Origin of the sequence: Marinobacter lacisalsi (assembly GCF_042651045.1) — a bacterium.
In the GTDB taxonomy this organism is placed as follows: domain Bacteria; phylum Pseudomonadota; class Gammaproteobacteria; order Pseudomonadales; family Oleiphilaceae; genus Marinobacter; species Marinobacter lacisalsi.
Genome location: NZ_JBHSDI010000010.1, coordinates 274094 through 287011 on the forward strand (window position 1 = coordinate 274094; position 12918 = coordinate 287011).

The window sequence follows — 12918 nt, forward strand, 5'->3', positions numbered from 1 at the left end:
ATATGTCTATCGACTATCAGGCGCTGGCGGTGGAAGGTGTACAAAGCCTGACGCCTTACCAGCCAGGCAAGCCCATCGAGGAGCTGGCGCGGGAATATGGCCTGGCGCCGGACGAGATCGTCAAGCTGGCCAGCAACGAGAACCCGCTGGGGCCCAGTCCCGTGGCTCTTGAGGCGGCCCGGGAGGCGCTGGAAGAGATGTGCCGTTACCCCGACGGCAACGCCTTTACCCTCAAGAAAGCCCTGTCCCGCTATCTGGCGGTTGCTCCCACTCAGCTGACCCTGGGTAACGGCTCCAATGACGTGCTTGAGGTTATCGCCCGCTGTTTTGCTGCCCCCGGCGCGGAAGTGATCTACTCGCAGCACGCTTTCGCCGTTTACCCCCTGGTCACCCTGGCCATAGGCGCCCAGGGCGTCGAAGTGCCCGCGAAGAACTGGGGCCACGACCTGGACGCCATGGCGGATGCGGTCACCGACCAGACGCGACTGATCTTTGTGGCCAATCCCAACAATCCCACCGGTACCGTGGAAGGGGAGGCCGCTATCCGGGCATTTCTCGACAAGGTACCGTCCCGGGTACTGGTTGTGCTGGATGAGGCCTACTGTGAGTATCTCTCCGGTTCCGACGATGAGGTGGATGGTATCACCCTGCTGCAGGACTATCGCAACCTGATCGTGACCCGCACCTTCTCCAAGGCCTGGGGCCTGGCCGCCCTGCGGGTGGGCTATGCGGTATCGTCGCCCTCCATCGCGGATATCCTCAACCGGGTGCGCCAGCCGTTCAACGTGGACACCGTGGCGCAGGCGGCGGCCACGGCGGTACTGGAGGATCTGGAATACCTGGAGCGCTCCCGGGAGGTGAACCGTCATGGGCTCCGGCAACTGGAGGCGGGCTTTTCTGAGCTGGGGCTGGAGTGGATTCCCTCCGCCGGTAACTTTGTTGCGGTGGACGTGGGCGACAATGCCCAGGGCGTGTTCGAAGGCCTGCTGGAGCAGGGCGTCATCGTCCGCCCCGTGGCGGGCTACGGCATGCCCCGCCACCTACGGGTCACCGTGGGGCTTCCCGAGGAAAACGAACGTTTTCTGCGGGCTCTGACACGGACACTGGCCACCCATGGAACCTGATGTTTCAGCATCGTCCGCCCAGGCTGGGCCTCTGTTTGCCCGTATGGCCGTTATTGGCCTGGGGCTGATCGGGGGTTCCCTGGCCCGGGCTGCGAGGGAGTCCGGGCTGGTGGGGCAGGTGCTGGCGGCGGATCGCAGTGAGGATGAGCTGGCCCGGGGCGTCGAACTGGGTGTCATCGACGGCTATGGCACCATGGAGGAGGTTGTATCCGGCGCCGACCTGGTCGTGGTTGCGGTCCCCGTGAGGGCCACCCGTGAGGTGCTGGAACAGATCCGGCCCTTCCTCGGCCCGGATGTGGTGCTCACGGATGTAGGCAGCACCAAGGGCAGTTTCGTGGCGGTGGTGAACGAAGTGCTGGGCGGGTGGCCGCCCAGGGTCATACCCGGCCACCCTATTGCCGGCTCCGAAAAGAACGGGGTCAGCGCGGCACGGGGCGACCTGTTTGCCGACCACAAGGTGATTCTGACCCCGCCGGAGGACGTCGATGCCGATGCCCTGTCCAGGCTGACCTCATTGTGGCAGGGCTGCGGGGCCACGGTATTGACCATGTCGGTGGCACGTCACGACGAAGTGCTGGCAGCCACCAGTCATCTGCCTCATCTTATTGCGTTTTCCCTGGTCGATACCCTGGCGGGGGAGGATCAGAATATGGAAATCTTCCGTTACGCGGCGGGAGGCTTCCGGGACTTTACCCGTATTGCCGCCAGTGATCCGGTCATGTGGCACGATATCTTTCTGTCCAACCGGGAAGCGGTGCTGCGGGTGATCGATCACTTCAATGACGACCTGGCGCAGTTGCGCCAAGCCATCGACGCTCAGGATGGCGACGCGCTGTTACGGGTTTTCAGTCGTGCCAGGGCGGCACGTCACCACTTTTCCAAAATGCTATCAGGACAGGCCTACGTGACAGATATGAGTCAGAAACCGGTCAGGTTCCGGCTTCAGCCGGGTGGCAGTATTGCCGGCGATATCCGGGTACCGGGAGACAAATCCATCTCCCATCGTTCCATCATGCTGGGGGCCCTGGCCGACGGCGTTACCGAAGTGGAAGGTTTTCTCGAAGGCGAGGACAGCCTGGCCACGCTACAGGCGTTCCGGGATATGGGCGTTACCATCGAGGGGCCGGACAATGGCCACGTGCGCATTCGCGGGGTCGGCATGAATGGCCTGCAGGCACCGCGAGGCCCCCTTTACCTGGGTAATTCCGGTACCGCCATGCGCCTGTTCACCGGGCTGCTGGCGGCTCAGCCCTTCGATTCCGAACTGACGGGCGATGCCAGCCTGTCCCGTCGCCCCATGGGCCGGGTGGCGGACCCGCTGCGGGCCATGGGTGCGGTGATCGAAACGGGTGAGGGTGGAACGCCGCCGCTCAGAATCCGCGGTGGGCAAACGTTGTCCGGTATTCACTACGACATGCCGGTAGCCAGCGCCCAGGTGAAGTCCTGCCTGCTGCTGGCCGGACTCTATGCCGAAGGGATGACCTCAGTGCACGAGCCGGCACCTACCCGCGATCACACTGAACGCATGCTGGAAGGCTTTGGCTATCACGTACACCGTGATGCAGCCACTGCCAGCGTGAACGGCGGTGGCAAGCTCACCGCTGGCCGTATCGATGTGCCGGCGGATATATCCTCCGCCGCCTTTTTCCTGGTGGCCGCCAGTATCGCGGAAGGTTCGGACCTGACCCTTCGACATGTGGGCATGAACCCGACCCGTACCGGGGTTATCAATATCCTGAAACTGATGGGGGCCGACATCGAGGTCTCCAACGAGCGGGAAATTGGCGGTGAGCCGGTGGCGGACCTGCGGGTACGGAGTGCGACACTCCATGGGATCGACATTCCCGAGGAACAGGTGCCCCTGGCCATTGATGAGTTCCCGGTGCTGTTTGTTGCCGCCGCCTGTGCCGAGGGCCGCACAGTGTTGCGCGGTGCCGAGGAGCTGCGAGTGAAGGAGAGTGATCGCATCCAGGTGATGGCGGATGGCCTGAAGGCGGTGGGCGTGGAAACCACCGTCACTCCCGATGGCATTGTGATTGATGGCGGCCAGACTATTGCCGGTGGCACGGTGGACAGTCATGGCGATCACCGTATTGCCATGTCCTTTGCGGTGGCGTCCTTGCGCGCGACCGGAGACATCCAGGTCAACGATTGTGCCAACGTGGCGACGTCATTCCCGGGCTTTGTGGAGATGGCGCGGCAGACAGGCATCCGCATTGATGCCCAGGAGGAACAGTAATGCAGTCCGTTTCTGACAACACCGTGCCGGTAGTGACCGTGGATGGCCCTGGCGGGTCTGGCAAGGGAACCATTACCCAGATGCTGGCCCGACGTCTTGGCTGGCACCTGCTGGACAGTGGCGCACTGTACCGCCTGACCGCATTGGCCGCCCGTCGCAAAGGCGTTGCCCTGGATGACGAAGCTGCCCTGGTAAACGTCGCAGGCGGCCTGGATGTTACGTTCGAGCCAACCCCCGCGGGTGAGCCGGTGCGCGTTATTCTCGACGGTGAGGATGTTACCGGGGACATTCGCACCGAGCAGACCGGTGACGGCGCGTCCAGGGTGGCCGTGATCCAGGCAGTGCGGGATGCGCTGCTGCAGCGTCAGCGGGACTTCCGCAAGGCTCCGGGGCTGGTGGCGGACGGTCGTGACATGGGTACAGTGGTCTTTCCGGACGCGCCGGTGAAGGTCTTCCTGACGGCCAGTGCCGAGGAAAGGGCTCAACGACGCTATCTTCAGTTGAAGGAGGCCGGTGCGGATGTTAATATTGACCATCTTTTAGACGAGATCCGGGCTCGTGATGAACGGGACATGAACCGTTCCGCAGCCCCGCTTAAACCTGCAGAAGATGCGCAAGTCATTGACTCTACTGGTTTAAGTATTGAAGAGGTGCTATCAAAGGTGATGACCCTGGTGGGTCAGGCCTGATTGCACCTTTTTGCTATTTCTGTTGTGTTTTCGAGTTGTAGTGCAACGGATATGGCGATTGAAGGATCCGGCAGTGGTGCGAATGCCAGCCCCTTGCCATTACCGGATTTTTGCTAACAGACCGTGCTGCTGGCCGCGCGGATGAAACTTGCGTTGAATACATAGGACACATAATGAGCGAGAGCTTTGCTGATCTTTTCGAAGAAAGCCTGAAAGAAATTGACATGCAACCAGGTTCCATCGTCCAGGGAACCGTGGTGGATATCGACAACGACTGGGTCACCGTTAACGCCGGACTGAAGTCCGAAGGCGTTATCCCCGCCTCCCAGTTCCTAAATGAAAAAGGCGAGTTGGAAATTGCTATCGGCGATGTTGTCGATGTAGCTCTCGACGCGGTTGAAGACGGTTTCGGTGAAACCCGTCTGTCCCGTGAAAAGGCGAAGCGTGCCGAAGCCTGGAAGGTTCTGGAAAAGTCCTTCGAGGCGGAAGAAGTTGTCAAGGGCATGATCAACGGCAAGGTCAAGGGTGGTTTCACCGTCGACCTGTCCGGTATCCGTGCCTTCCTGCCGGGTTCCCTGGTAGACGTTCGTCCGGTTCGCGACACCGCGCACCTGGAGAACAAGGAACTGGAATTCAAGGTTATCAAGCTGGACCAGAAGCGTAACAACGTGGTGGTTTCCCGCCGCGCCGTTCTGGAAGCTGAAAACAGTGCCGAGCGTGAAGCACTGCTGGAAACCCTGACCGAGGGCATGACCCTGCAGGGTATCGTCAAGAACCTGACCGACTACGGTGCGTTCGTGGATCTGGGCGGTGTTGACGGCCTGCTGCACATCACCGATATGGCCTGGAAGCGTATCAAGCATCCGAGCGAAATCGTGAACGTGGGTGACGAGATCACCGTCAAGGTTCTCAAGTTCGACCGCGAGCGCAACCGTGTATCCCTGGGTCTGAAGCAACTGGGCGAAGATCCCTGGGTCGACATCAAGGGTCGTTATCCGGAAGGCAACCGTGTTACCGCACGCGTTACCAACCTGACCGACTACGGTTGTTTCGCCGAGCTGGAAGAGGGTGTTGAAGGTCTGGTTCACGTGTCCGAAATGGACTGGACCAACAAGAACATCCATCCGTCCAAGGTGGTTCAGGTCGGTGACGAAGTAGAAGTCATGATCCTGGATATCGACGAAGAGCGTCGTCGTATCTCCCTGGGTATCAAGCAGTGCGTGCCCAACCCCTGGGAAGAGTTCTCCGCGAACTTCAACAAGGGCGACAAGGTTTCCGGCAAGATCAAGTCCATCACTGACTTCGGTATCTTTATCGGCCTGGACGGCGGCATCGACGGCCTGGTTCACCTGTCCGACATCAGCTGGAACGAGACTGGCGAAGAAGCGGTTCGCGAGTACAAGAAGGGTGACGAGGTTGAAACCGTTATCCTGTCTGTTGATCCCGAGCGTGAGCGTATCTCCCTGGGCATCAAGCAGCTCGAGAGCGATCCGTTTGCCGAGTTTGTACAGTTGAACGACAAGGGCTCCATCGTCAAGGGTACCGTTTCCGCAGTAGACGCGAAGGCTGCGACCATCGCCCTGAACGACGAGGTTGAAGCCGTACTGAAGGCCTCTGAAATCAGCCGTGACAAGGTGGAAGACGCCCGTAACGCGCTGAAGGAAGGCGAAGAAGTCGAAGCCAAGATCATCAGCATCGACCGCAAGAACCGCGTGATCAACCTGTCTGTCAAGTCCAAGGACGTTGAAGACGACAAGCAGGCCCTTGAAAGCGTGCGCAGCAAGGCGGCTGACAGCTCCAGTGCGACCACCATTGGTGATCTCATCAAAGAGCAGATGCAGCAGCAAAACGCCAACAAAGAGTGATTCATTCCTCTTGAAGGCAAAAAAACGGGCTCTAAGAGCCCGTTTTTTTTGTCTTTTTTTCAGCTTTAGCTAAACTAGCAGTGTCCCTGCCTGTTACCCAAGTCATTGATCGGGTTAGCTGGAACCGGATCAGTCAGGGCAGGTGGGATCAGGAAGCTGAATGGTGGGCTTCGTAATAAAAATGAAAAGGGATGGGCCTCATGACAAAGTCTGAACTGGTCGAACTGATTGCTTCGAAGCAGACTCAGCTGTCTGTGAAAGATGTGGAACTGGCAGTAAAAACGATTATTGAACATATGTCGCAATCACTGGCAGACGGACAACGGATAGAAATCCGCGGGTTTGGCAGCTTCTCCCTCCATTATCGGGCTGCCCGGACTGGCCGTAATCCAAAAACCGGAGAGGCCGTTCAATTACCGGCGAAATTTGTGCCGCACTTCAAGCCAGGCAAAGAATTGCGTGAGCAGGTCAACGACAGCATGAAGAAGGGCTTCTGACCCGCTCATTTGCCGTTGCTTGCGACAAGCCACCCGAACCCCGAATTCGGGTACAATTGGCGTGGTTCACCGTGAATTCCCAATTCCTGGAGCAGGGGTGCTATGGCAGGGTTTCAGAAGATTATTCTCCTTCTGGTCGTGATACTGGTGGCTATTGTGGTGCTGGTATTTTCCATGAACAACCAGATGGCAGTGTCCCTCAACTTCCTGTTTTTTGAGACTCAGCCCAGGGGCGTGGCCGTTTGGCTGATTCTTGGTTTCATATTTGGCCTTCTTCTGGGGGTTGTCCTGACCCTTTTGGCCACGGTTCGTGTATCCGTTTCCCGGCGACAGTTACGCAAGCGCCTGGACAAGGCTGAACATGCCCTTGAGCAAAGCAGAACACCTGATGACCGGTCCAGTGTCCCTTAACAACCGTTTGCAGCATTTCAGAGCCCGTGTCCGGCACTACTACAAGGCGCGCTCCGCTGGGAATAGTGGTTCTGGTTCCAAGGAGTGCAACGCTGTAGTAATGCCTGACACAGGCTCCCGAAAAGCTCGCCATACACGGCCGCTGGCGGTGTTGCGGCTCTTGGAACGGGCTTCAGCCATTCCCTGCGAACCGGGCCTTGCCAGAGACCTTGTATGGCGGGCTGAAACGCTGCAAACGGTTATTAAGGGACGCTAATGGATATGCTTTTTCAGTGGCTGCTGCTTACGGCCGCCGTTGCCGCTGGCTGGTTTATCGGGCGTTATTTTCGCTCCAACCAGCAGTCTGTCCGGGATATTTCCGACGAGTCGTCCGTGCGCGAACGGCTGCAGTTCCTGTTTACCAATTACTCTGACCAGGCCGTCGAGAACTTCGTCCAGTCCCTGGCCGTCAACAAGGATACCGTGGGTTTGCACCTTTCCATCGGTGCCCATTTTCGCAATAAGGGCGAAAGTGACCGGGCTATCCTGATCCACCAGAATCTGCTTGCCCGTCCAGAGCTACCCGCTCACTTCTCCCCACAGGTCACCTTTGAGCTGGCCCGGGATTACCTGGCAGCTGGTCTGCTGGACCGCGCCGAGGCACTGCTTCATCAACTGATGGATGACCGTGGCTATGGTGAGCGTGCTGCCGGTCATCTTATCGAGTTGTACCAGCAGGAAAAAGAATGGGGCAAGGCAGCACAGGTTGCCCGCACCCTGATGAAGGGCACTCTCAATCCGCGTCTGGCACGTCAGTTGGCCTATATTACCTGTGAGCTGGCGGACCAGGCGGTTCAGAAAGATGATCGCTGGACTGCCCAGAAGCAGGCGCGGGAAGCACTGGCTATCGACCCTGACTGTGTTCGCGCCAGTTTCATCCTGTCAAACCTGCAGGCGCGTCAGGGCAATTACCGGGAAGCGGCGACTATCTGCCTGAAGGTGTTTGATCAGAATCCGGAATTCGGCCCCGAAGCGATCGATCGCTTCATGAAGCTGGAGCGGGCCCATGGTGATGTGGGGCGCAACGTTAAAAAACTGCGCAAGCTTTACGAGCAGCACCAGGGTACCAGCCTGTTGCTGGCCCTGGCCGAAGCGGTTGAACAATCCTCCGGGCGTCAGGCCGCCATCGACCTGCTGAGGCAGGAGCTGGAGACCAGACCGAGTGTTCGAGGTCTGTTGCGACTGGTGGAGCTTTCCGGTTATGAGAGCGGGCTGCCTACGGGCGAGGGCCGTCTGGTCAGCCGCATCGGCCAGCTGATCCTCACCAACCGCCCTGTCTATCGGTGTGTGAACTGTGGCTTCTCCGGTCAGCAGTTGCATTGGCTGTGTCCCAGCTGCAAGGAATGGGAGACGGTCCGCCCGATTCAGGGAGTGGAGGCAGAGTAGGGCGTTTTCTGCCATAATCCCCGACCGAACTCACTCCGGCCCTTCCGGAGTTTCCCCCGTTCGGAAAAAGGAGCCCTAGATGACCGCTGCCCTCGGCCCCCGCATTGTTGTTGCCCTCGATTTTCCTTCTGAAGCACCGGCCCTGGCACTGGTGGACACCCTCGATCCGACCCTCTGTCGCCTGAAGGTAGGCAAGGAACTGTTTACCCGCTGCGGTCCGGACCTTGTGCGCAAGTTTCACGACAGGGGCTTTGAGGTGTTCCTGGACCTGAAATTCCATGATATCCCCAACACGACCTCGGCTGCGGTTGCGGCAGCGGCGGAGCTGGGTGTCTGGATGGTGAATGTTCATGCGTCCGGTGGCGAGAAGATGATGACGGCCTGTCGTGAACGGTTGGAGGCCTTTGGTGAGGATCGTCCACTACTGATTGCGGTGACGGTGCTGACCAGCATGGGTGCTGAGGATCTGGCGGGTATTGGTATTACCGACTCACCGGCGGATCAGGTCAACCGTCTGGCAACCTTGACCCGCAACTGTGGTCTGGATGGGGTGGTGTGTTCGGCTCAGGAGGCGCCGGTTCTGAAGCGGGAGCAGGGTGCGGACTTCAAGCTGGTTACCCCTGGGATCAGGCCCGCCACGGCCGAACGTGGGGATCAGCAGCGTGTAATGACGCCTGCTGAAGCTATTTCTGCAGGTAGTGACTATCTGGTGGTTGGTCGACCTATTACTCAGGCTGCTGATCCTTTGGCTGCTCTTCGGGCTATTGTTTCCGAGATTTCCTGAGTTCTGGTGATTGGCCTTGTAGCCTTCTGGTTTGGTGCCAGTAGGGCCAGGCCGATAACGTTTTTCGGGACACGCCGTGAATACATCCATGTAGGCTCTTCAAAAACGTCCATGTTTTTGAAGGTCCCGAAAAACGTTATCGACCTGTCCCGTATGGCACCGTACCGGAAGGCTACAAGGCCAAACTCAAAAGCTGACGAAAAAAACAGGCACGAAAAAAGCCGCGTCTGAATAAACAGAGGCGGCTTTCCGGAATAATGGCTCCCCGAGCTGGGCTCGAACCAGCGACAAACGGATTAACAGTCCGTTGCTCTACCAACTGAGCTATCGGGGAACAGTCGATGTCGACGAGGCGCGTATATTAAAGAGCCGTTACCACCCCGTCAACCCTTTCAGCGGACTTTTTGGTGACCCCCGAGGAACCCCTCAAAAGCCACCATCAGAACTGCAACAACGATCAGGACAACGCCTTCTTGAGGCGGGCGACTGCTTCCTTCAGCACATCCATGCTGGTGGCAAAGCTCAGGCGCATATGCCCCGGGGTGCCGAAGGCTGAGCCCGGCACCAGGGCAACACCGGCGCCCTTGAGCAGGACCTCGGCCATCTCCACATCGTTGGTCACGTTCTCGGTTTTCTCGATGGCACCCTTGAAGCTCGGGAACACATAGAAAGTACCGTCGCCCTGCAGGCATTCAACACCCGGAATCTCATTCAGTGCCTTCACCAGATAATCGTGACGCTCCCGGAACGCCTTCACCATCTCGCCCACGCACGCCTGGTCGCCTTCCAGCGCGGCCTGTGCCGCTGCCTGGGAAATGGACGCCGGGTTAGAGGTGCTCTGGGACTGGATCTTTTTCATCGCTCCGATGATTTTCGCCGGGCCTGCGGCATAACCAATACGCCAGCCGGTCATGGAGTAAGCCTTGGAGACACCGTTCAGAACGAAGGTACGGTCATAAAGCTCCGGTGTGGCGTTGAGGATGTTGCAGAAGTCGTGGCCGGTCCACAGGATCGGCTCGTACATGTCATCCGTGGCGATCATGATGTCCGGGTGCTTCTTCAGCACTTCCCCGATTGCCTGCAGCTCCTCCAGGGAATAGGCCATGCCACTGGGGTTGGACGGGCTGTTGATGACAAACAGACGGGTGCGGTCGGTGATCGCGTCTTCCAGCTGCTTCGGGGTGATCTTGAAGCGGGTCTCAGCGCTGGTCTCGAGGATCACCGGCTTGCCTTCCGCCACCAGCACCATGTCCGGGTAGGACACCCAGTAGGGGGCCGGGATGATAGCTTCGTCACCGGGGTTCAGTGTGGCAAGTGCCAGGTTGAAAAAGCTCTGCTTGCCACCACTTGATACCAGTATCTGGTTGGGCTCGTAGTCCAGGCCATTGTCACGCTTGAACTTGGCAATGATTGCTTTCTTCAGGGCGGGAGTACCATCCACCGCAGTGTATTTGGTCTGACCGTTACGGATCGCCTCAATGGCCGCTTCCTTGATGTGGTCAGGGGTATCGAAATCCGGCTCCCCGGCACCCAGGCCGATAATGTCCTGGCCGGCGGCTTTCAGCTCGGCGGCCTTGTTGGTAACGGCGAGGGTCGGAGATGGCTTGATGGCCTGTACACGGGTGGAAAGTTGAAGGTCCAAACTTGCGCTCCTTAAAGATGCGTCTGAGAGGGCGGCAGCGATGGTAAGCGGGACTTACCCCGCTTACACGAGCTGTTTAACCCATGGATGTTACCATGAGAGATTTGCAACGATAAGTTTCCCGCGAGGGTGGAGGTAATTGAGTGCCCAGGTTCAGAGTGGATTCTCCCTATCAGCCAGCTGGCGATCAGCCTGCCGCCATTGAAGGTCTGGTGGATGGTATCGAGTCGGGGCTGGCCCATCAGACCCTGCTTGGGGTAACAGGCTCCGGCAAGACGTTTACCGTCGCCAATGTGGTGGAGAGGATCCAGCGCCCCACCATCGTCATGGCCCACAACAAGACCCTGGCGGCACAGCTTTACGGAGAGTTCCGGGAGTTCTTCCCGGATAACGCGGTTGAGTACTTCGTGTCCTACTACGATTACTACCAGCCGGAAGCCTATGTGCCGTCCTCTGACACCTTCATCGAAAAAGACGCGTCGGTAAACGAGCACATTGAGCAGATGCGCCTGTCGGCCACCAAGGCGCTGCTGGAGCGGGATGATGCCATTATCGTGGCCACCGTATCCTCCATCTACGGCCTGGGTGATCCGCAGTCTTACCTCAAGATGATGCTGCACCTGGACCGGGGCGACGAGGTGGATCAACGCACCATCCTGCGCCGTCTGGCGGAACTGCAGTACACCCGCAATGACGTGGAGTTTCACCGGGCCAACTACCGGGTGCGGGGGGACGTGATCGATGTGTTCCCGGCGGAATCCGAGAAGGAGGCCATCCGCATCGAGCTGTTCGATGACGAGGTGGAAAACCTCAGTTACTTTGATCCCCTGACCGGGGAAGTCCTGCGGCGGGTACCCCGGGTCACCATCTACCCCAAGACCCACTATGTAACGCCCCGGGAGACGGTGCTCGGAGCGATAGAGCATATCAAGGTAGAGCTGGACGAACGCCTGAAACAACTGCGGGACAACAACCGCCTGGTGGAAGCCCAGCGGCTGGAGGAGCGCACCCGCTACGATATCGAGATGATGCTCGAACTGGGCTACTGCAACGGCATCGAGAACTACAGCCGTTACCTGTCGGGCCGGAATCCCGGGGAAGCGCCGCCCACGCTGTTCGACTACATTCCGCCCAATGCGCTGCTGGTGGTGGACGAGTCCCACGTGACCATTCCCCAGATTGGCGCCATGTACAAGGGCGACCGGTCCCGCAAGGAAACCCTGGTGGAATATGGCTTCCGGCTGCCGTCGGCGCTGGACAACCGGCCCATGCGCTTTGATGAGTGGGAGCGCATCGCGCCCCAGATGATCTTCGTGTCCGCAACCCCCTCCAAGTATGAAGCCGAGCATGCCGGCCAGGTAGTGGAGCAGGTGGTGCGTCCCACCGGGCTGTTGGATCCCGAGATTGAGGTACGGCCGGCGTCCACCCAGGTGGACGATCTGTTGGGCGAGATTCACGCGCGGGTAGCGGTTAACGAGCGGGTGCTGGTGACCACCCTGACCAAGCGCATGGCGGAGGATCTCACCGATTTCCTGATGGAGCACGATATAAAGGTGCGCTACCTGCATTCGGACATCGACACCGTGGAGCGGGTGGAGATCATCCGCGACCTGCGCCGGGGCGAGTTCGATGTGTTGGTGGGCATCAACCTGTTGCGGGAGGGCCTGGACATGCCGGAGGTTTCCCTGGTGACCATCCTGGATGCGGACAAGGAGGGCTTCCTACGTTCAGAGCGGGCGCTGATCCAAACCATTGGCCGTGCTGCCCGGAATATCAACGGCAAGGCGATCCTCTATGGGGATGTGATTACCGGCTCCATGCAAAGGGCCATTGACGAAACCGCACGCCGCCGCGCCAAGCAGCAGGAGTTCAACGAGGAACACGGCATCACGCCCCAGGGCCTGAACAAGAAGATTGCCGATATCATGGAAGGCGCCCACGGCGGTGGTCGCGGTCGTCGTCGCGCGGAAAGGCCGGGGCAGAAGGCCGCCGAGGAGGCCGAACACTATCAGGTCAAGGCCAAGGGCCGGTCGCCGGAGGAGCTGCTAAAGGAAATCACCCGACTGGAAGACGATATGTACAAGGCAGCTTCTGACCTGGACTTTGAAACAGCGGCCCGCCTTCGTGATGAGATTTCCGAGCTCAAGGAGGCGGCGGTTCGCCTCGGTTAACGGCGTGATACCGGGGCTTTCTTGCATTCCCGTCAGGTACTTGCCAGTCTAAGGGAAGACCCTGCGGGAGT

The 12918-nt window shown here is 59.1% G+C and carries 10 protein-coding genes and 1 tRNA gene; 9 read left to right on the top strand and 2 right to left on the bottom strand.

Features of this window, described 5'->3' with window-relative positions:
* The first annotated feature begins 2 nt into the window (after nucleotides 1-2).
* The 8 genes from hisC (at nucleotide 3) to pyrF (ending at nucleotide 9034) form a co-directional block, all read left to right on the top strand.
* The gene (hisC, locus tag ACFOZ5_RS07110; protein WP_379886320.1) at nucleotides 3-1124 is read left to right on the top strand and encodes a histidinol-phosphate transaminase; all 1122 of its coding nucleotides are present in this window, start codon (nucleotides 3-5) and stop codon (nucleotides 1122-1124) included.
* Nucleotides 1114-3363, top strand: a complete 2250-nt coding sequence (locus ACFOZ5_RS07115) for a bifunctional prephenate dehydrogenase/3-phosphoshikimate 1-carboxyvinyltransferase (protein WP_379886322.1) — start codon at nucleotides 1114-1116, stop codon at nucleotides 3361-3363. Before hisC ends, ACFOZ5_RS07115 begins: the two co-directional genes overlap by 11 nt.
* Complete coding sequence (gene cmk / locus ACFOZ5_RS07120; protein ID WP_379886323.1) at nucleotides 3363-4052, top strand: (d)CMP kinase; 690 nt, start codon at nucleotides 3363-3365, stop codon at nucleotides 4050-4052. Before ACFOZ5_RS07115 ends, cmk begins: the two co-directional genes overlap by 1 nt.
* A gap of 173 nt (nucleotides 4053-4225) precedes the next feature.
* Nucleotides 4226-5917, top strand: coding sequence for a 30S ribosomal protein S1 (gene rpsA, locus ACFOZ5_RS07125; RefSeq protein WP_379886324.1), 1692 nt, complete (start codon nucleotides 4226-4228; stop codon nucleotides 5915-5917).
* 200 nt (nucleotides 5918-6117) lie between these two features.
* Nucleotides 6118-6414, top strand: a complete 297-nt coding sequence (locus ACFOZ5_RS07130; RefSeq protein WP_189573796.1) for an integration host factor subunit beta — start codon at nucleotides 6118-6120, stop codon at nucleotides 6412-6414.
* A 102-nt stretch (nucleotides 6415-6516) separates the two neighbouring features.
* On the top strand, nucleotides 6517-6825 hold the full coding sequence (locus ACFOZ5_RS07135) for a lipopolysaccharide assembly protein LapA domain-containing protein (protein WP_379886325.1): 309 nt from the start codon (nucleotides 6517-6519) through the stop codon (nucleotides 6823-6825).
* Nucleotides 6826-7080: 255 nt separating this feature from the next.
* Entirely contained in the window at nucleotides 7081-8250 is a 1170-nt protein-coding gene (gene lapB / locus ACFOZ5_RS07140; protein WP_379886326.1) for a lipopolysaccharide assembly protein LapB, read from the top strand.
* A 79-nt stretch (nucleotides 8251-8329) separates the two neighbouring features.
* Nucleotides 8330-9034 carry an orotidine-5'-phosphate decarboxylase gene (gene pyrF, locus ACFOZ5_RS07145; protein ID WP_379886327.1) on the top strand — a complete coding sequence of 235 codons (705 nt, stop codon included), beginning with the start codon at nucleotides 8330-8332 and terminating at the stop codon, nucleotides 9032-9034.
* A gap of 258 nt (nucleotides 9035-9292) precedes the next feature.
* Here the strand turns inward: pyrF and ACFOZ5_RS07150 are convergent.
* Both ACFOZ5_RS07150 and ACFOZ5_RS07155 read right to left on the bottom strand, forming a co-directional pair.
* A tRNA-Asn gene (locus tag ACFOZ5_RS07150) sits at nucleotides 9293-9368 on the bottom strand.
* 123 nt (nucleotides 9369-9491) lie between these two features.
* Complete coding sequence (locus tag ACFOZ5_RS07155; protein ID WP_379886328.1) at nucleotides 9492-10676, bottom strand: pyridoxal phosphate-dependent aminotransferase; 1185 nt, start codon at nucleotides 10674-10676, stop codon at nucleotides 9492-9494.
* A gap of 143 nt (nucleotides 10677-10819) precedes the next feature.
* On the opposite strand from ACFOZ5_RS07155, the gene uvrB reads away from it, so the two are divergent.
* The gene (uvrB, locus tag ACFOZ5_RS07160; RefSeq protein ID WP_379886329.1) at nucleotides 10820-12847 is read left to right on the top strand and encodes an excinuclease ABC subunit UvrB; all 2028 of its coding nucleotides are present in this window, start codon (nucleotides 10820-10822) and stop codon (nucleotides 12845-12847) included.
* The last annotated feature ends 71 nt before the right edge of the window (nucleotides 12848-12918 follow it).